Origin of the sequence: Leptotrichia sp. oral taxon 498, from assembly GCF_002240055.1 — a bacterium.
Lineage (GTDB): Bacteria > Fusobacteriota > Fusobacteriia > Fusobacteriales > Leptotrichiaceae > Leptotrichia > Leptotrichia rugosa.
In genome coordinates this window covers 801,680-821,712 of sequence record NZ_CP016753.1, presented here as the reverse complement: position 1 = coordinate 821,712, position 20,033 = coordinate 801,680, and the positions used below count along the sequence as shown (strand labels likewise).

General features: G+C 36.4%; 13 protein-coding genes, 3 tRNA genes and 4 rRNA genes. 5 read left to right on the top strand and 15 right to left on the bottom strand.

Annotation, left to right across the window (positions count from 1 at the left end; all coding sequences use genetic code 11):
• Window positions 1–54: 54 nt before the first annotated feature.
• The 4 genes from BCB68_RS03895 to BCB68_RS03880 all read right to left on the bottom strand — a co-directional run bounded on the left by BCB68_RS03895 (window position 55) and on the right by BCB68_RS03880 (window position 3,326).
• Window positions 55–130: transfer RNA gene (locus tag BCB68_RS03895), tRNA-Ala, on the bottom strand.
• Window positions 131–139: 9 nt separating this feature from the next.
• Window positions 140–216: transfer RNA gene (locus BCB68_RS03890), tRNA-Ile, on the bottom strand.
• 38 nt (window positions 217–254) lie between these two features.
• Window positions 255–1,766: ribosomal RNA gene (locus tag BCB68_RS03885) — 16S ribosomal RNA — on the bottom strand.
• A 273-nt stretch (window positions 1,767–2,039) separates the two neighbouring features.
• A complete protein-coding gene (locus BCB68_RS03880) occupies window positions 2,040–3,326 on the bottom strand; it encodes a hypothetical protein (protein WP_094079615.1) in 1,287 nt (428 codons plus the stop codon).
• 188 nt (window positions 3,327–3,514) lie between these two features.
• On the opposite strand from BCB68_RS03880, the gene nadE reads away from it, so the two are divergent.
• The 3 genes from nadE to BCB68_RS03865 all read left to right on the top strand — a co-directional run bounded on the left by nadE (window position 3,515) and on the right by BCB68_RS03865 (window position 6,104).
• The gene (gene nadE / locus BCB68_RS03875; RefSeq protein WP_094079614.1) at window positions 3,515–4,252 is read left to right on the top strand and encodes an NAD(+) synthase; all 738 of its coding nucleotides are present in this window, start codon (window positions 3,515–3,517) and stop codon (window positions 4,250–4,252) included.
• Between the two features lies 1 nt (window position 4,253).
• Entirely contained in the window at window positions 4,254–5,450 is a 1,197-nt protein-coding gene (gene pncB, locus BCB68_RS03870; RefSeq protein WP_094079613.1) for a nicotinate phosphoribosyltransferase, read from the top strand.
• A 117-nt stretch (window positions 5,451–5,567) separates the two neighbouring features.
• On the top strand, window positions 5,568–6,104 hold the full coding sequence (locus tag BCB68_RS03865) for an adenylyltransferase/cytidyltransferase family protein (protein ID WP_094079612.1): 537 nt from the start codon (window positions 5,568–5,570) through the stop codon (window positions 6,102–6,104).
• Window positions 6,105–6,213: 109 nt separating this feature from the next.
• Here BCB68_RS03865 and BCB68_RS03860 read toward each other — a convergent pair whose 3' ends face one another.
• From BCB68_RS03860 to glmU, 11 genes are all read right to left on the bottom strand, one after another.
• A complete protein-coding gene (locus BCB68_RS03860; RefSeq protein ID WP_094079611.1) occupies window positions 6,214–6,972 on the bottom strand; it encodes a site-2 protease family protein in 759 nt (252 codons plus the stop codon).
• Window positions 6,973–6,998: 26 nt separating this feature from the next.
• Window positions 6,999–7,075: transfer RNA gene (locus BCB68_RS03855), tRNA-Asn, on the bottom strand.
• Window positions 7,076–7,089: 14 nt separating this feature from the next.
• Window positions 7,090–7,202: ribosomal RNA gene (gene rrf, locus BCB68_RS03850) — 5S ribosomal RNA — on the bottom strand.
• Between the two features lie 51 nt (window positions 7,203–7,253).
• Window positions 7,254–10,156 (bottom strand): 23S ribosomal RNA (locus BCB68_RS03845).
• A 110-nt stretch (window positions 10,157–10,266) separates the two neighbouring features.
• Window positions 10,267–11,778: ribosomal RNA gene (locus tag BCB68_RS03840) — 16S ribosomal RNA — on the bottom strand.
• Together the 16S, 23S and 5S rRNA genes with 1 tRNA gene alongside form the textbook arrangement of a ribosomal RNA operon.
• A gap of 243 nt (window positions 11,779–12,021) precedes the next feature.
• Entirely contained in the window at window positions 12,022–12,807 is a 786-nt protein-coding gene (locus BCB68_RS03835; RefSeq protein WP_094079610.1) for an SDR family NAD(P)-dependent oxidoreductase, read from the bottom strand.
• Window positions 12,808–12,895: 88 nt separating this feature from the next.
• Window positions 12,896–14,053: a GspE/PulE family protein gene (locus BCB68_RS03830; protein WP_094079609.1), complete on the bottom strand. Its 1,158-nt coding sequence runs from the start codon at window positions 14,051–14,053 to the stop codon at window positions 12,896–12,898.
• A 48-nt stretch (window positions 14,054–14,101) separates the two neighbouring features.
• Complete coding sequence (locus BCB68_RS03825) at window positions 14,102–14,578, bottom strand: viral A-type inclusion protein (RefSeq protein WP_094079608.1); 477 nt, start codon at window positions 14,576–14,578, stop codon at window positions 14,102–14,104.
• 44 nt (window positions 14,579–14,622) lie between these two features.
• Window positions 14,623–15,258: an L-threonylcarbamoyladenylate synthase gene (locus BCB68_RS03820; RefSeq protein WP_094079607.1), complete on the bottom strand. Its 636-nt coding sequence runs from the start codon at window positions 15,256–15,258 to the stop codon at window positions 14,623–14,625.
• A 3-nt stretch (window positions 15,259–15,261) separates the two neighbouring features.
• Window positions 15,262–16,254: a ribose-phosphate diphosphokinase gene (locus tag BCB68_RS03815; protein ID WP_094079606.1), complete on the bottom strand. Its 993-nt coding sequence runs from the start codon at window positions 16,252–16,254 to the stop codon at window positions 15,262–15,264.
• 28 nt (window positions 16,255–16,282) lie between these two features.
• Window positions 16,283–17,617 carry a bifunctional UDP-N-acetylglucosamine diphosphorylase/glucosamine-1-phosphate N-acetyltransferase GlmU gene (gene glmU, locus BCB68_RS03810; protein WP_094079605.1) on the bottom strand — a complete coding sequence of 445 codons (1,335 nt, stop codon included), beginning with the start codon at window positions 17,615–17,617 and terminating at the stop codon, window positions 16,283–16,285.
• Between the two features lie 304 nt (window positions 17,618–17,921).
• Between glmU and BCB68_RS03805 the strand changes: the two genes are divergently transcribed.
• Both BCB68_RS03805 and BCB68_RS03800 read left to right on the top strand, forming a co-directional pair.
• Window positions 17,922–18,671 carry a TlyA family RNA methyltransferase gene (locus BCB68_RS03805; RefSeq protein ID WP_094079604.1) on the top strand — a complete coding sequence of 250 codons (750 nt, stop codon included), beginning with the start codon at window positions 17,922–17,924 and terminating at the stop codon, window positions 18,669–18,671.
• A gap of 44 nt (window positions 18,672–18,715) precedes the next feature.
• Window positions 18,716–20,017 carry a S41 family peptidase gene (locus BCB68_RS03800; protein ID WP_094079603.1) on the top strand — a complete coding sequence of 434 codons (1,302 nt, stop codon included), beginning with the start codon at window positions 18,716–18,718 and terminating at the stop codon, window positions 20,015–20,017.
• Window positions 20,018–20,033: the final 16 nt, after the last annotated feature.

Here is a 20,033-nt window from a genome sequence, read left to right as displayed (position 1 = left end):
ATCTATTTTGTTGTAATCTTTTACCTACTATTCATTTCCCATTGTCCTTAAAATTGGTGGAGATAAGCGGGTTCGAACCGCTGACCTCTGCCTTGCAAGGGCAGCGCTCTCCCAACTGAGCTATATCCCCAAAAAGTAATGGTGGGCATGGCTGGACTCGAACCAGCGACCCCTGCGTTATCAGCACAGTGCTCTAACCACCTGAGCTACACGCCCAAATCAAAAGAAGAAGTGCAGGAAAACATGCTCCTTAGAAAGGAGGTGATCCATCCGCACCTTCCGGTACGGATACCTTGTTACGACTTCACCCCAATCACTGTCCACACCTTAGATGCCTTCTTCCGAAAGGTTAGACCGGCAGCTTCAGGTGCAGACAACTCTCGTGGTGTGACGGGCGGTGTGTACAAGACCCGAGAACGTATTCACCGCGGCATTGCTGATCCGCGATTACTAGCGATTCCAACTTCATGAAGCCGAGTTGCAGGCTTCAATCCGAACTTGGACTGGCTTTAGAGGTTGGCTTGGCATTGCTGCGTCGCATCTCTCTGTACCAGCCATTGTAGCACGTGTGTAGCCCAGATCATAAGGGGCATGATGACTTGACGTCATCCCCACCTTCCTCCTGCTCTTCGCAGGCAGTCTCGCTAGAGTCCCCAACCTGATGATGGCAACTAGCGATAGGGGTTGCGCTCGTTGCGGGACTTAACCCAACATCTCACGACACGAGCTGTCGACAGCCATGCACCACCTGTCACTCGGCTCCCGAGGGCACAGCGGCGTCTCCGCCGCCTTCCGAGGATGTCAAGATCTGGTAAGGTTCCTCGCGTTGCGTCGAATTAAACCACATGCTCCACCGCTTGTGCGGGTCCCCGTCAATTCCTTTGAGTTTCAGCCTTGCGGCCGTACTCCCCAGGCGGATTACTTATCGCATTAGCTTCGGCACGGACACTCTTCATGCCCACACCCAGTAATCATCGTTTACAGCTAGGACTACCAGGGTATCTAATCCTGTTCGCTCCCCTAGCTTTCGCACTTCAGCGTCAGTTGCCGTCCAGTGAACTATCTTCATCATCGGCATTCCTGCACATATCTACGAATTTCACCTCTACTCGTGCAGTTCCGTCCACCTCTCCAGCACTCAAGCCGGGTAGTTTCCAAGGCAGGCTGCTGGTTGAGCCAGCAGTTTTCACCCCGGACTTACCCGGCCGCCTAGATGCCCTTTATGCCCAATAATTCCGGATAACGCTCGCGACATACGTATTACCGCGGCTGCTGGCACGTATTTAGCCGTCGCTTCTTCTGCAGGTACAGTCACTTCCTTCCTCCCTGCTGAAAGCACTTTACGATCCGAAAACCTTCTTCGTGCACACAGAATTGCTGGATCAGGGTTGCCCCCATTGTCCAATATTCCCCACTGCTGCCTCCCGTAGGAGTAAGGGCCGTATCTCAGTCCCCTTGTGGCCGTCCACCCTCTCAGGCCGGCTACCTATCATCGCCTTGGTAAGCCGTCACCTTACCAACCAGCTAATAGGACGCAAAGCTCTCGGACGGCATCCCTTTTCATGGGCCAGCCATGCGGCCAGCCCACAGTATCCGGTCTTGCCAGCCGTTTCCAGCTGTTATCCCGGTCCATCCGGCAAGTTCTTTACGCGTTACTCACCCGTCCGCCATGGTTGCCACGGCGCAAGCGCCGCTTCCCCATCGACTTGCATGTGTTAAGCATTCTGTCAGCGTTCATCCTGAGCCAGGATCAAACTCTTCATTCAACATTATATTTCACCTTATTGTTCCTTGACGAGGCCTATTGCTAAGCCTTGACTTCTATTTTCTTATCTATCACTCTGCTTTTTCTTCTTCTCTTTCCATTGTCCTTCCGCCGACCTTTTCCCAATCGACGGAATATATTATATCAAAAAAAATTTCCGTTGTCAACTCTTTTTTTGAATTTTTTTACTTTTTTGTTCCTTGCTTTTTCAACGTTTTCTTTCCAGGTTTTTTCTACTTTGGAATTTTTTTACTACATCTTTTAGTTTTATAATTTAAGTATAATTTAATTTTTTTATTTTCTCTAAATTTGAAGTTGAGATACGATATATTTTTAATCCATAACTTTTTAACTTATAATAAGCGGAATGAGAATTGTATGATGTATCAAAAATTATTATATCTGAATTTTTTAATTTATCTGAATTTCTAAAAACTTCTGTCGCATTTATAAATTCTATATCAAATTCTGTTTCTTCTGCGTATTTTTGAGCTTTTTTCATACTTTGTAAACTCCATTTTCCGCCGACGACTTTTATATTTTTATCTTTAAAATTTAAAGTTTGTTCTTCTGGAAGTTCTTTTATATTTATATTTTCAGTCACTTCCATCTTTTCGTCCTGCTCCATATTTTCAATTTTATTTTTTAACTTTTCGATTTCTTTTTGCTGTTTTAAAATTAGTTTTTCAAGTTTATTATCTCCTTGATTTTTCAAATTTTGTTTTAGTTTTTTATTTTCTATTTCTAGTTTATCGTGTTCCAAAATAAAAAAAAGATTTTCTCCTTCAAGTTTTTCCAATTCAGCCATCAATTCTTCTACTTCTTTTTCCTGCTCACTCATTTTACTAAAATTTGCGTTAAAAATTTCAAACCCAATTTTAAATTTTTCTAGCATTTCAAAATATTCTTTTATTTTTTTATCAAAAAAAATAATATATTCTGTTGGAATAGAAAAACATTTTAATTTTTTATCAAATTCTAAATCGTATTTTTCTGATATTTTCTCTAAATTTCTTTTTTTTATATTTTTGAATTTTATGTCTAAATAATTTTCAAATTCTTCTTGAAAATTTTTAGATTTAAAAATTTTTTTTAAAAACGGAGCTTTTTCAAAAATTTTACCACTTTCTTCACACAAATTTTGTCTCAAATTCAAATATTCTTTTTTAAAAAAATCTAAATATTCTTCCATATCATTTGTAGTCAGAATATAAAGTATCATTTGTTCAGGATTTATTCCACGCCCAAAAATTTTTCGTATTTTGATTTTCCTAAATTCTTCCAAATACTTTTTTTCCGACAAATTTAAATAATTCTTTTTAACATATTCGTTATTAAAATTTATCAATTTTTTTAAAATTTTTTTATTTCCTTTTTTTATTTCTGCAATAATTTCAATCTTTTTTTCAAAAAAACTTTTATTTGATTTTACATTATTAAAAAAAACTTCTTCAAATATGATACTGCTAAAATTATCAATTAACAAATCTGCAAATATATTTTTATTTATCAAAAGCAAATTCTCTATCAATGCCATTATATTTTTATTCACTTTATTCATTTTTCTTCTTTTTTCCTTCTTTTTTAAATCTTCTTAATTCTGAATTTTCTTAAATTATACATTTTTTAAAATATAACATACTGTATTTATCATTAGAAAAGTCTAATTCAAATATTATTTTATAAATTTTTTCACAAATCTTGTCATTCGTAAAACTTCCAGGTATAATAAAATAAAGAGGTGATTTTATGAAAAATGAAAAAGAAAAAGTTATCGAATGGATAAAAAAATATTTTGAAGAAAATGGAAAAAACTGTAAGGCAGTTGTAGGAATTTCAGGAGGAACAGATTCTTCAGTCGTGACAGCACTTTGTGTAGCGGCTTTAGGAAAGGAAAATGTGATAGGAGTTCTTATGCCAAAAGGTATGCAACATGATATTGATTATTCCAAAAAATTAGTTGAGTTTTTGAAAATAAAGCATTATGAAATAAATGTTGAAAAGCCTGTGAATGACTTAAAAGAATTAATTTCGCAGCAAACGGGAGTAAATCCTGATGAATTTGATGCCTACAAGACTAATCAGCCTGCCAGAATACGGATGGCTGTGCTTTATGGGATTTCTGCCATTGTTGGCGGGAGAGTGGCTAATACTTGTAATTTGTCGGAAGATTTTGTGGGTTATTCAACAAAATTTGGAGATGCTGCGGGGGATTTTTCTCCAATTTCTGATTTTACAAAAACCGAAGTGCGAAAACTTGGAGCTGAACTTGGACTTCCTGAAATGTTTTTGAAAAAAGTGCCTGAAGACGGGATGAGCGGTAAATCTGATGAAGAAAAATTAGGATTCAGCTATAAAATTTTGGATGAATATATAAGAACAGGTGATATTTCAGATTTAAAAGTAAAAGAAAAAATAGATTATTTGCATAAAATTAATTTGCATAAAATACTACCTATGCCAAAATATAAAAAGGGAGATGAATAAAATGAAATTAAAACCTATTATAACATCTTTACTAGATACGGATTTTTATAAATTTAATATGAATCAGGTAATCTTTCACAAACATACGGATTTAGTCGGAGAATATCACTTTAAATGTCGAACTCCAGAAATTTCCTTTACGCAAGAAATGTTGGAAGAAATAAATGAGCAAATTGATTATTTATGCAGCTTACGTTTTAAAGACGAAGAATTAAATTATTTACGTTCAATAAGATTTATAAAATCAGATTACGTCGAGTTTTTAAGACTGTGGCATCCAATTAGAGATTATGTAACTATGGTACTTGAAAATGGAAAACTTAGAGTAATTGTTAAAGGTCCGCTTTTTAGTGCTATGCAATTTGAAATTTACTTGCTTGAAATTATTAACGAAGTGTATTTTAGAATGAAATTTAATTATGATGAATTGCTTATTTCTGCAAAAGAAAAATTGGAGAAAAAAATTTTGGATTTTAAAAATAAAAAATATAATTTTAAATTTGCTGAATTTGGCTGCAGAAGAAGACTTTCAAGAGAATGGCAGGAAGAAGTAGTAAAAAAATTATCCTGTGAAACTCAAAATATGGTCGGAACTTCCAATGTATTTTTGGCAATGAAATACAACTTAGTGCCAATTGGAACTTATGCACACGAATATGTCCAAATGTATCAGGGAATCGACTCAATTCCGCTATCTTACACAAATCATTACGCATTAAAAGACTGGTATGACGAATACAAGGGAGATAACGGCACAGCACTTACCGACACGATAACAACAGACTTATTTTTAAGGGATTTTGACAGAAGCATGGTAAATAACTATACAGGAGTACGGCATGACTCGGGAGATCCATATATTTGGGCTGAAAAAATATTGAATCACTACGAAAAATATGGAATAGATCCAAAGACAAAGACACTTTTGTTCAGTGATTCACTAAATTTTGATGAAGCTGAAAAGATTTATCAGACTTTTAAAGATAAAGTAAAAATTTCTTTTGGAATTGGAACATTTGTGACTAATGACACAAAAGAAAAACCATTAAATATTGTAATCAAACTTCAATATGTAAATGCTAGACCAGTTGCTAAATTAAGTGATGTGGAAGGGAAAGTTATGTGTGATGATGAAAAATATTTAAAATATTTGAAGGCATCGGTAAAATTTAGGCTGGAGCGGGAAAAAGAATATTAAAAAAGTTTAAATCTGTAAATAAGCGGTTATATCAGCAAAAGGTCATAAACCCTTGTAAAAATATTAAAAAAAATATTGAAATTTTATATTTAATTTATAAAAAATGGAGAAATTTTAATGAAAAAATATAAGACAGGCTTGGTTCTGGGAAGATTTCAAACATTTCACAATGGACATGAATATATTATAAATAAAGCTCTTGAGATATGTGACAAAGTTTTGGTATTTATTGGTTCTAGCGATAAATTTGGAACAATAGAAAATCCTTTTTCCTATGAATTAAGGAAAAAATTGATAAAAAAAATTTATGAAAATGAAATTGTGGAAAATAAATTAGTAATTTCCCCACTCGCTGACTTGGGAGCTGGAAATGTTACAAAATGGGGGGATTATTTGTTTTGTGAAGCAGAAAAAATTTTGGGAAAAGTCGATTGTATTGTTTATGGCAAAGAATCTAAATGTAAGAGCTGGTTTAGTGAAAAAATAAAAAAATCTGTAAATTTTATTGTAATTTCCAGAGATGATATAAAAATAAATGCTTCCACATTGAGAAATTATATGAAAGAAAATGATTTTGAAAGATGGAGGAAGTTTGTAAATGAAAAAAATTGGGGTGAGTTTGAAAAAATGAGGGAAATTTTGATTAAAATTTAAAGATAATTTTAAATTTTATTTTTTATAAGGCTGTTTCGTACTTTTTTTATGAGACAGCTTTTCAAATTTTTAATTCTGAACTACTTTCTACTTTTATAACATATAATTTTTAAAGACCTAAATTTGTTCCTGTTAATTTAAGAAAAAAATCAAACATTATTAAAATTTTATCAGAAAAATATTCATTTACAAAATATGCTATCATTATTATTATTACAACTCCATATTTTTCAATAAAATCATAAACTTTTTTTATTTTTCCAGAAGAAAAAAAATAGACAATTCTTCCGCCATCTAAAGGAGTTATTGGTATTAAGTTAAAAATTCCTAACAACAAATTTATTAAATAAATATAAATCAATATTTTTACAATATTATTATCAATTCCAAGTCCATTTCCAATAATTCGAAGTACAATTAACGAAACTGCTGCTAAAATAAAATTTACCATAACTCCAGCTATGCAGACACAAAAAATCCCTTTTTTTCGAGGAGTCAACTTACAAAAGTTTACAGGCACAGGTTTTGCCCATCCAATTAAAAACTTAAATCCACATAAAAATATTATAAAAGGAACAATCATTCCAAATAAATCAATATGCTTTAGGGGATTCAAAGTTATTCTTCCCATATTTTTTGCCGTGTCATCTCCAAAACGATATGCAACATATCCATGTGCAATTTCGTGAAAAGTCATTGAAAACATATAAACAACAAAGATAATCGCCATATCTATCGATAATTCAAATTTTTCAAGAAATTTAAAAGCGAAAAAAATAGTTACTAATAAAAATATTCCCAATCTAAATTTAAAATTTTCATTCCAAAAAATCACAATCTTATCAAATAACTTACTTTTGACTCCCATAGAAACACTCCAAAAAATAAAAAAAATGGCGTCCCCGGCTGGGCTCGAACCAGCGGCCCTCTGATTAACAGTCAGATGCTCTAACCAGCTGAGCTACGGAGACGCAGAAAAAGAAAAGTTTGGCGACTGCCCATTTTCCCTGGCACATGCCAAGTATCGTAGGCGCAAGCAGACTTAACTGCCGGGTTCGGGATGTCACCGGGTGTATCCCTGCCGCAATGGTCACCAAACAAGAATGGATGTAAAGGGCAATGGGAAATAAATAGCAGGCAAGCAAAAGATTAAAAAAGCCCAAGTAATATTAGTACTGGTCAACTGAACGCATTGCTGCGCTTACATCCCCAGCCTATCGACCACATGTTCTCTGTGGATACTGCGAGCACTCATCTCAAAGCCGGCTTCTCGCTTAGATGCTTTCAGCGATTATCCTGGCCAGACGTGACTACTCAGCCGTGCCACTGGCGTGACAGCTGATACATCAGAGGTCTGTCCAACCCGGTCCTCTCGTACTAAGGTCAGATCTTTTCAGTGCTCAAGCGCCTGCAGTGGATAGGGACCGAACTGTCTCACGACGTTCTGAACCCAGCTCGCGTGCCTCTTTAATGGGCGAACAGCCCAACCCTTGGGACCTTCTCCAGCCCCAGGATGAGACGAGCCGACATCGAGGTGCCAAACACTTCCGTCGATATGGACTCTTGGGAAGTATCAGCCTGTTATCCCCGGGGTAGCTTTTATCCGTTGAGCGACGGCCCTTCCATGAGGGACCGCCGGATCACTAACTCCTACTTTCGTACCTGCTCGACCCGTCGGTCTTGCAGTCAAGCTCCCTTATGCGTTTGCACTCGAAGGCTGATTTCCATCCAGCCCGAGGGAACCTTTGAACGCCTCCGTTACTCTTTTGGAGGCGACCGCCCCAGTCAAACTGCCCGCCTAGCACTGTCTCCGCGAGCGGATTAGAATTCCGGCAGCATATGGTTGGTATTCCAACAGCGACTCGGAAGAGGCTGGCGCCTCAACTTCGCAGTCTCCCAACTATCCTATACACACATTGCCAGAACCCAATGCCAGGCTGCAGTGAAGCTCCACGGGGTCTTTCCGTCCTACTGCAGGTAGCCGGTATCTTCACCGGCATTACAACTTCACCAGGTCTCCAGCCAAGACAGCTCTCAAATCATTTCACCATTCGTGCAGGTCGGAACTTACCCGACAAGGAATTTCGCTACCTTAGGACCGTTATAGTTACGGCCGCCGTTCACCGGGGCTTCAAATCGGAGCTCTCACTCCTCCTCTTAACCTTCCGGCACTGGGCAGGTGTCAGCCCATATACGTCGCCTTCCAGCTTAGCATAGACCTGTGTTTTTGGTAAACAGTTGCTTGAGACTCTTCACTGCGGCCTGTTTCCCCTTGAGGCGCTTCTCCCCTCAGGTATGTCAGGCACCCCTTCTCCCGAAGTTACGGGGCTATTTTGCAGAGTTCCTTAGCTAGAGTTATCCTGTCGGCCTTAAGTTTCTCACTCTGTCCACCTGTGTCGGTTTAGGGTACGGGCGCTGTCCAGTCTCGCTAGAAGTTTTTCTTGGCAGTGTAGGATCTGTGACTTGTGCAGGAGCACTTGCCCATAGGGTCTCACCTTTAGGCACGCGGATTTTCCTGCGTGCCCAGGCTACGCCTTTAGAAAGGCTATTCCGTCAGCCTTCTCACATACCTTGCTGCGTCACTCCGTCACTCAGGCGACTGACAGCGGTACAGGAATATTAACCTGTTTCCCATTCGCAATCACATCTCTGCTTACGCTTAGGTCCCGACTTCCCCGGGGCGGACAAACCTTCCCCCGGAAACCTTGGACTTCCGGCCGGAGGGATTCTCGCCCTCCTTCTCGCTACTCATTCCTGCATTCTCGCTTCTGATGTCTCCAGCAGGCCTTCCGGCCAGCCTTCGCAGACCTACAGAACGCTCTCCTACCAAGCGGCATGGCCGCTTCCACAGCTTCGGTTTATGTCTTCAGCCCCGTTACATCTTCGGCGCAGATACTCTCGACCAGTGAGCTATTACGCACTCTTTCAAGGCATGGCTGCTTCTAAGCCAACCTCCTGGTTGTCTGTGAATATCCACCTCCTTTCCCACTTAGACATAATTTGGGACCTTAGCTGGTGGTCTGGGCTGTTCCCCTCTCGTCCACGGACCTTGTCATCCACGGACTCACTCCGAATCAGTAATAAATGGTATTCGCAGTTTGCTTGATTTCGGTAAGCAGTACGCCCCCTAGATCATACAGTGCTCTACCCCCAGTTATCTAAGATTCAGGCTGCACCTAAATGCATTTCGGAGAGAACGGGCTATTTCCTAGTTCGATTGGCTTTTCACCCCTAGACCTATCTCATCTCCCAACTTTTCAACGGCGGTGAGTTCGGCCCTCCACTGAGTCTTACCTCAGCTTCAGCCTGGACAGGCCTAGATCACTAGGTTTCGCGTCTATGACCAGCGACTTAGCCGCCCTGTTAAGACTCGGTTTCCCTTCGGCTTCATTAATTAGCCTTGCCACTGATCATAACTCGCAGGATGATTAACCAAAATCCACGCAGTCACCCCGAAGGGCTCCTACCGTTTGTAAGCACACGGTTTCAAATTCTATTTCACTCCCTTGCACAGGGTTCTTTTCACCTTTCCCTCACGGTACTCTTCACTATCGGTCAATAACAGTATTTAGCCTTGCGTGATATGGTCCACGCTGATTCACGCCAAGTTCCTCGTGCTTGACGCTACTCGGGAGTTTCAAGTCATGGCTCAGCATTTACGTGTACAGGACTGTCACCTTCTACGGTTCAGCTTTCCAGCTGATTCTACTTGCTGCCAGGCCACTTAGACATTATGGCGTCAGTCGTATGAAATCCCACAACCCCGCGCCGGCAACGCTGCCAGCTTGGCACCGGCACGGTTTAGGCTTCTCCCCGTTCGCTCGCCGCTACTCAGGGAATCGTTTTTACTTTCTTTTCCTCCTGCTACTTAGATGTTTCAGTTCGCAGGCTTACCACTCTCGTGCATGCTCTTCAAGCATGCGGGTTGCCCCATTCGGAGATTCAGGCGTCATTGATTATGTGCATCTCGGCCTGACTTATCGCAGCTTATCGCGTCCTTCTTCGGCTGTTATTGCCCAGGCATCCTCCGTGTGCTCTTAATTAGCTTTTTTTATCAAACAGAATAATCTATTTTGTTGTAATCTTTTACCTACTATTCATTTCCCATTGTCCTTAAAAGGAAAAACTTCAAAGAAGAAGTGCAGGAAAACATGCTCCTTAGAAAGGAGGTGATCCATCCGCACCTTCCGGTACGGATACCTTGTTACGACTTCACCCCAATCACTGTCCACACCTTAGATGCCTTCTTCCGAAAGGTTAGACCGGCAGCTTCAGGTGCAGACAACTCTCGTGGTGTGACGGGCGGTGTGTACAAGACCCGAGAACGTATTCACCGCGGCATTGCTGATCCGCGATTACTAGCGATTCCAACTTCATGAAGCCGAGTTGCAGGCTTCAATCCGAACTTGGACTGGCTTTAGAGGTTGGCTTGGCATTGCTGCGTCGCATCTCTCTGTACCAGCCATTGTAGCACGTGTGTAGCCCAGATCATAAGGGGCATGATGACTTGACGTCATCCCCACCTTCCTCCTGCTCTTCGCAGGCAGTCTCGCTAGAGTCCCCAACCTGATGATGGCAACTAGCGATAGGGGTTGCGCTCGTTGCGGGACTTAACCCAACATCTCACGACACGAGCTGTCGACAGCCATGCACCACCTGTCACTCGGCTCCCGAGGGCACAGCGGCGTCTCCGCCGCCTTCCGAGGATGTCAAGATCTGGTAAGGTTCCTCGCGTTGCGTCGAATTAAACCACATGCTCCACCGCTTGTGCGGGTCCCCGTCAATTCCTTTGAGTTTCAGCCTTGCGGCCGTACTCCCCAGGCGGATTACTTATCGCATTAGCTTCGGCACGGACACTCTTCATGCCCACACCCAGTAATCATCGTTTACAGCTAGGACTACCAGGGTATCTAATCCTGTTCGCTCCCCTAGCTTTCGCACTTCAGCGTCAGTTGCCGTCCAGTGAACTATCTTCATCATCGGCATTCCTGCACATATCTACGAATTTCACCTCTACTCGTGCAGTTCCGTCCACCTCTCCAGCACTCAAGCCGGGTAGTTTCCAAGGCAGGCTGCTGGTTGAGCCAGCAGTTTTCACCCCGGACTTACCCGGCCGCCTAGATGCCCTTTATGCCCAATAATTCCGGATAACGCTCGCGACATACGTATTACCGCGGCTGCTGGCACGTATTTAGCCGTCGCTTCTTCTGCAGGTACAGTCACTTCCTTCCTCCCTGCTGAAAGCACTTTACGATCCGAAAACCTTCTTCGTGCACACAGAATTGCTGGATCAGGGTTGCCCCCATTGTCCAATATTCCCCACTGCTGCCTCCCGTAGGAGTAAGGGCCGTATCTCAGTCCCCTTGTGGCCGTCCACCCTCTCAGGCCGGCTACCTATCATCGCCTTGGTAAGCCGTCACCTTACCAACCAGCTAATAGGACGCAAAGCTCTCGGACGGCATCCCTTTTCATGGGCCAGCCATGCGGCCAGCCCACAGTATCCGGTCTTGCCAGCCGTTTCCAGCTGTTATCCCGGTCCATCCGGCAAGTTCTTTACGCGTTACTCACCCGTCCGCCATGGTTGCCACGGCGCAAGCGCCGCTTCCCCATCGACTTGCATGTGTTAAGCATTCTGTCAGCGTTCATCCTGAGCCAGGATCAAACTCTTCATTCAACATTATATTTCACCTTATTGTTCCTTGACGAGGCCTATTGCTAAGCCTTGACTTCTATTTTCTTATCTATCACTCTGCTTTTTCTTCTTCTCTTTCCATTGTCCTTCCGCCGACCTTTTCCCAATCGACGGAATATATTATATCAAAAAAAATTTCCGTTGTCAACTCTTTTTTTTGATTTTTTTTACTTTTTTTTATTTCTTATTTTGAGAACTTCTTTTCTGGTTTTTTTAGATTTTTTTTTATTTATTTTGCTGAATTTTTTTTATTATTTTTAAAAGTAATTCTCTTGGAAATATTTTACTTGCTAAAATTGAGAATTTATTTAAATATCCTGGAACTATAATTTTTTTCCCTTTTTTAAAATCTCTAAAAGCTATTTTTGCAACTTTTTTAGCAGACATAACCTTTATTTTATCTCTCCAATTTTTTATTTCTGACATTTTTTCAAATTCTGTAATTGTTGGTCCCGGGCAAAGTGCAGAAACTTTTATACCTGTATCTTTTAATTCATATCTGATTCCTTCGCTAAAAGATAGCACAAAACTTTTACTTGCATAATAGGTTGCCATTAAAGGCCCACCTGGTTGAAATGCTGCTGTTGAGGCAACGTTTAAAATTGCACCTTTTTTATGTGTTTTCATTTTATTCAAAAATATTTTTGTGAGTTTAACAATTGCTATCATATTTAAATTTAGCATTTTTTCTATCTTTTTCATCTCTTCTTTCGATAATTCCAAAAAATTTCCGTAAACTCCCATTCCTGCATTATTTATTAAAATATCTATTTTTATATTTTCCTTTTTCAACAAAAGAAATAAGTCTTCTGGTGATTTGCTTTTAGAAAGGTCTATTTCTATAACTTTTACTTGAATTTTGGGATTACTTTTTTTTATTTCACTTTTTAATTGCTTTAATCTTTCAATTCTTCTACCTACTAAAACCAAATCGTAATTATTTTTCGCATAAACTTTTGCCAACTCGCATCCGATTCCACTACTTGCACCCGTTATTAAAACTGTTTCCATATATTTTTCCTCGACTGATTTAAAATTTTTTAAAAATAAATAACCTTAAAAATAAATTTCAAGGTTATTTAAGGTTATTCTTTATTTTTTAAAATAAAATATCTAAATTATCCGTTTCTAAAATCAAATTCTTTTCTATTTTATTTTTCATATCCTCATAAAAATTTATGAAACACTTTTCAAAATTATTTAAATTATTTTTTTCGTTTAATTCTCTTAACTTATTTTTGCATTCTATCCCCAAATTATTGTTTTTCAAAATATCTTTTACACCATCATTTATCAAAAGTACTTCGTTTATCGAAATTCTTCCGCTATGTCCGTTATTACAACCGCCACATCCAATACCACCGCATTTTTGACATTTTTTTTGCACCAATCTCTGACCAACCACGCCTATTAAAGAATCTAAAATTAAATATTTGGGAATCCCCATGTCCACTAATCTCACAATTGTTGAAACAGCGTCATTTGTATGAATTGTTGAAATAACTAAATGTCCAGTTAACGCAGCTCTCACTGCAATTTCTGCTGTCACCTCATCCCGAATTTCTGAGATGACTATGACATCTGGGTCATTTCTTAAAGTTGCCTTTAGAATTTCTGAAAAAGTTACACCTATTTCGTTGTTTATTTGAACTTGCACTATTCCATTTATTTTAATTTCTACAGGATCTTCCACAGTTATTATTTTTCTCTTCCCATCATTGATTTTATTTATCATTGATTGAAGTGTAGTCGATTTTCCAGAACCAGTCGGACCACTCACTAAAACAAGTCCGTGTTTTCTTTTCAAAATTTTTTTTAAAAGTTTTATACTTTCTGGAAGAAATCCCAAAGTTTCCAATTTCACATTATCTAAATAATTTTCTAAAATTCTAAGGACAATACTCTCTCCATAAAAGGTTGGCATATACGCCGCTCTTATATCATATCTCTTGTCTTTTAGTGAAATTGAAAAACTGCCATCTTGCGGCTTTCTCTTTTCCGCAACATTCATCTGTGACAATATTTTTATTCTGGAAATTATTTCCACAATATTCTTTTCCAACAAATTTTTGTTTATATTTTTGTATAAATTTGAGCTTTCTATAAGATAGCCGTCTTTTCGGTATTTTATTTCCATTCCCTCAACATTGTCATATTTTATGTGAATATCACTTGCATTTTCAAAAATTCCTATCTTTAAAATTTCGTTCACATATGAAATTACACTTTTTGAAATAATATTATTTTTATTTTCCATTAAAGTTCCCCCAAACCCTTTTATTAATATATTTCTTTTTTTATTTTTTTATTTCTTCTTAACTGCTTTTCCGTTTTTAACTTCTTCCAAAACAGTTTCAGTCTGTTTTTTCAGTGTCTTAAATAATCCTTTTTTTATTAAATTGTACCATTTTAACGTTGCAACTTGTGTGTCAATTCCTTTTATTGTTTCATTTAACTGCAACTTAAAAAAATCTATTTCCTCATAAGAAAATTTTACATCTTTTGTCTTTTCTTTTTTATTTTCTTTTGTAATTTTTACTTCTTTTTCCAAATAATTAAAAAAACTAAAAAGATTTGGCAGCTGTCTTTCATATTGTGCCATCGCCTTTTTCATTTCTTCAATCATTTTTGCGACATAACCTCTCGACATTTTTGAAAAAGTTACTGTCACTCTTCTTTTCCCTTTTCCAATTTTTTGAACTAATTGCTGCATTTTAAATTGTGCTTTTTGATTAATCAAATCCATGTTGCTCACAGAATTAGGATTCATCACTTTTGCCATATTCTCTCCTTTTATTTTATTAAAATTCTAATTTAAAACTTTAATTAACAGTCAAAATTTTTTTCTATTTCTTCAAATAAAATATTTCCTTGCCTAAGCAAAGTCAATTTCCCATCTTCATATTTTACAATTGTCGACGGCTTTCCTGTCAAATTTTCATTTTTTTCATCAAAAACTACCGCATCTGATTTTCTTTGTATTTTTAAATCTAAATCTGAAATTCGAGAAACCGCATTTTTCCCAGAAACATTTGCACTTGTTGTAAGTAAAATTCCTCCAACTTTTTCAATTAATTCCAAAGCCAGTTTATTTTTAGGAATTCTTATGCCAATAGTTTCCATTTGTGCATCAAATTTATGTGTAAAATTTTTATTTGCACGAAAAATAACCGTCAGTTCTCCTGGCCAATATTTTTCCAATATTCTATCTATTTTTAACATATTTTCACAAGACTCCTGCACCAAATCTTTTAATATTTTTTTGTCACTTATTAGTGCAATTATTTTTTTACTAAAATCTCTTTTTTTAATTTTATAAATTTTTGCAACAGGTTCTTTTTGCGGAAGCGCACCGATTCCATAGACTGTGTCCGTTGGAAATACGACAACACCTCCACTTTTTATAACTTTTATAATATTTTCCTGTATTATGCTTTTTTTATTTTTTTTTATTTTTTCCATAGTCTATTTTTTTTCCACAGATTCCACTGGCATTTCAAATAAATCACTGATTGCTTTACTTGTTGCTATTCTTTTTATTGTTTCTGCAAACATTTTACTTGTTGTAAGTATTCTTAACTTTTTAAATTTCTTATCTTCAGGAAGTTCGATACTATCTGTTATTACAACTTCTGTAAATGCTGACTCTTTCAATCTTTCAACTGCAGGTCCTGAAAATACCGCGTGTGTCGCACACCCATAAACTTCTGTCGCTCCTTTATCTATCAAGGCTTGAGCCGCATTACAAATTGTTCCAGCCGTATCAATCATATCATCAATTAAAATCGCTTTTTTACCTTTTACATCTCCAATTATGTTCATAACTTCTGAGACATTTGCTTTTGCTCTTCTTTTGTCAATTATTGCAAGCGGCGTGTGCAGCCAGTTTGCAAGACCTCTCGCCCTTTTCACTCCTCCCACATCAGGTGAAACTACAACTGTATCCTCTGGACTAAATCCGTACTTTATAAAATGTTTTGCCAAAATTGGAAGTGCTTCCATATGGTCAACTGGAATGTCAAAAAATCCTTGAATTTGTCTTGCATGTAAATCCATTGTGATAACTCTTGTCGCTCCTGCAACTGTAAGTAGATTTGCCACTAATTTTGATGTAATTGGCTCTCTTGGACTTGCTTTTCTATCTTGTCTAGCATATCCATAATAAGGCATAACTGCTATAATTTCTCTAGCTGAAGCTCTTTTTAGCGCATCAATAAATATCAGAAGTTCCATCAAGCTTTCATTTACTGGTTTAGAAGTCGACTGTACAATGAACACTTTACAGCCTCTCACACTTTCATCTGATTTTACAAAGGTTTCTCCATCCGCAAATTTTACGATTTGAACTGAAGATAACTTCATATCCAAATAATTTGCTATTTTTTCAGCCAGTTTTTTACTCGAAGAACCTGCAAATATTCTCATTTTTTCTTTGTCTTTTGCTGATAATGACATCATTTTTTTCCTTCTTTCTCTCGCTATAAAATTATTTTTTTTCTTTATTTACTTGTCTTGCTCTTCCAAATGCCAACATTTTATTTGGAATATCTTTTGTAATTACCGAACCTGCCGCTGTGAATACCTCATTTCCCATTGTAACAGGTGCTACAATTATCGAATTACTTCCAATAAATGAACCACTTCCAATAATTGTCTTATGTTTATTTTTTCCATCATAATTGCAAGTTATTGTTCCTGCGCCAATATTTGTATCTTCTCCGACTTGTGCATCTCCGATATAAGTTAAATGTCCAGATTTTACTCCTTTTTCAAGTGTCGCATTTTTAATTTCTACAAAATTTCCGACATGAACTGTTTCTTTTAAGTACGCTTTTGGTCTTAGATGTGCAAAAGGACCAATTGTTGCACTTTTTTCAACTACTGCGCTTTCGATAACTGAACTTTCTATTCTCACATTATCTCCAATTGAAGAGTTTTTAATTCTTGTATTTGACAAAATTTCACAATTTTTTCCAATTTTTGTATTTCCTTGAATTACAACGTTCGGATAAATTACAGTATCTTCACCTATTTGTACTTCCTGCTCAATATATGTTGTTTTTGGATCAATTAAAATTACTCCGCTATCCATCAGCTCAATATTTTTTCTCATTTTTAAAATTTCATTTGCCTGTGCAAGTTGAACTTTTGAATTTACTCCTAAAATTTCACTTTCGTCATCAATTGTAAAACTATCCACATTATAGTTTTCACTTGTCAAGATTTTTATAGCATCTGTCAAATAATATTCACCTTTTGAATTATTATTATCAATTTTTTGAATTGCATAAATTAAACTTTCATATTTGAAAATATAGACTCCTGTATTTATTTCATCTATTAATTTTTCTTCATTTGTAGCTTCTTTTTCTTCCACAATATTCGTAATCTTTCCATTTTCTTTAATAATTCTTCCGTATCCAAATGGATTTTTCACTTTGCATGAAAGAACGATACAGTCCAATTTTTTTTCTTCAAACGCCTTTTTCAAATTTTTTAGTGTTTCTTCTTTTAACAGTGGTGTATCACCACAAGTTATTAAAATATCTTCCTTGTATTTTTCAATTTTATCTTTTGCTATTAAAATTGCATGACCTGTTCCAAGCTGTTCTTCTTGGGTTACATATTCTATATTTTTCATTTCTTCAAGTACAACTTCTTTTTTGTGTCCCAAAATAAAGATATTTTTTGTAATTCCTACATTTTCAATCACTTCAGTAACCAATTTTAACATTGGCTTCCCGTTTACTTTGTGTAAAACTTTCGGAATTGAAGATTTCATCCGTGTCCCTTTTCCAGCTGCCAAAATAACCGATAACATTTTTCCTCCTAAATTTCTAATATTATATAAATATTTCTCTTAATTCAATTATAACAATTTTTTTTATTTAATTCAAATTTTTTCAAAAAACTTCAAAAATATGCAAAAATATGTTATAATGCTTTAATTAGCTAGAAGTTTTAAAATATTTTTTATGCTCATTTTTGCAAAATTTGTTGTCATTTTCAATAATCTTACAATAATATAAAATAAATAAAAAATTAAGGAAAATATTTTATTATATAATGATTATTGTTTCAAATATTTTATTTTTAGCAAAATAATCTTAACAAAAGGGATAAAAATGAAAAAAAGACTGGATTTATTGCTTGTGGAAAAAAAATTTTTTGAGACAAGAGAAAAAGCCAAAAGAGAAATTATGGCAGGAAATGTCATTGTCAATGAACAGGCTGTGACAAAAGCTGGAATGATGTTTAAAGATACCGACGAGCTAAATATAAGAATTAAAGACAAACTAAAATATGTCAGCCGTGGTGGATTAAAATTAGAAAAAGCCATAAAAATATGGAATTTGGATTTTAAGGACAAACTTGTTCTGGACATCGGGGCTTCAACTGGCGGATTTACCGACTGCTCCTTACAAAATGGTGCAAAACTTGTATTTAGCGTGGATGTTGGAAAGAATCAGCTGGACTGGAAATTAAGAAATAATGAAAAAGTTGTCTCAATGGAAGAGATGCACATAAAAGATTTGAAGGAAAGTGATTTAAAAGGCGAGAAAGTCGATTTTATTGTAATTGATGTGTCATTTATTTCGCTAACAAAAGTCATACCGTATTTTAAAAAATTTCTCAAAGAAGATGGAAAAATTATTATGCTTATAAAACCGCAATTTGAAGTTGGAAGAGAGAAAATTGGAAAAAATGGTGTTGTGGAAAATGAAGAATATCACGATGAAGCAATAAAAAAAATAATTTCTTTTTCTAAAGAATGTGGGTATACATTGGTTGGAGTCGAAGATTCTCCAATAAAAGGGACAAAAGGAAATAAAGAATTTTTGATTTATTTAAAAAACTGTAAAAAAACTAACTAGTTTATAAATTTAATTTTTTATATTAAAAAATTTTAGGAGGAAAAATGAAAAAAAATAAAATATTGAAAGTAATTTTTGGAGTGGCACTTGTAAGTTTACCATTAGCTGCTGCCACTGCGATTAAAACTGGTCAGATAGACAGATCAAATGATGCAAGCATCGCAAAAGACCAGACAGAGCTAAATAGAATTGTAGATGTCATAAACATCGTCGAAAAAAGATTCGTCGGAAAAGAAGCTACACCTAGCAAAAAAGACCTTTACGAAGGCGCAGTTGCTGGAATTATCGGAAAATTAAACGATCCTTATTCTGAATATTTGTCATCTGATGACTTAAAAGATTTTTCTGAAGATATGGATGGAGAATATGTTGGGGTTGGAATGACCATCAGCAAGAAAAAAGGAGAAGCACTAGAAGTTTTGGATCCATTTATCGGAAGTCCAGCTGAAAAAGTTGGAATAAAACCAAAAGATAAAATTACAAAAGTTGACGGAAAAGATATTTTGCCACTGACTGCAAATGAAACAGTGAAATTACTAAAAGGAAAAGAAAATTCAAAAGTCGAAGTTGAAGTGACAAGAGCTGGAAAAAAAGAGCCATTTAAAGTTACTATGACAAGATCTAAAATCAAACTTGAAATGGTTGAGAGTAAAATGCTTGACAACAAAATCGGTTATGTAAGTTTAATTAGATTTGGAAACAATGTTGGACACGAAGTTGAAAAAGCTATCAAAAACTTACAAAGTCAAGGAATGAAAGGTTTAATTTTTGACTTGAGATCTAATCCAGGTGGAAGTTTAACTGAAGCTCAAGATATTACTTCACTTTTTGTAAAAGAAAACTTAATTGTATACCTAAAAGATAAAAATGGTTCTCAAAAGAATTACAACAGAACACTAAACTATTTAGGAGATTTTCCACTAATTGTACTTACAAATAAAAATAGTGCTTCTGCTTCAGAAATTGTTACAGGTGCATTAAAAGATTATAAACGAGCTACAATTATCGGAGATAAAACTTTTGGAAAAGGAATCGTACAGCAGGTTATACCGCTTCCAGCAACAAACGATGCAATTAAACTTACTATTGCTCAATATTTTACACCAAAAGGAAATTACATTCACGAAAAAGGAATTGAACCTGATATAAAAATTGATATGGAAGAATTGCTTACACTAAAAGGTTACACAAACGAAAGTGAACAGGCGAAAAAAAATCGTGAAAAAGAAATCGAAGAAATAATTAAAAAAGACAAAGGTGACGCTGAAGCTAAAAAAATAATTTCAGCTGGAGATGTTCAATTAAAAAGAGCAATTGAAGAAATGAATAAAAAAATTAAAAAATAGAGAAAAAACAAAATAA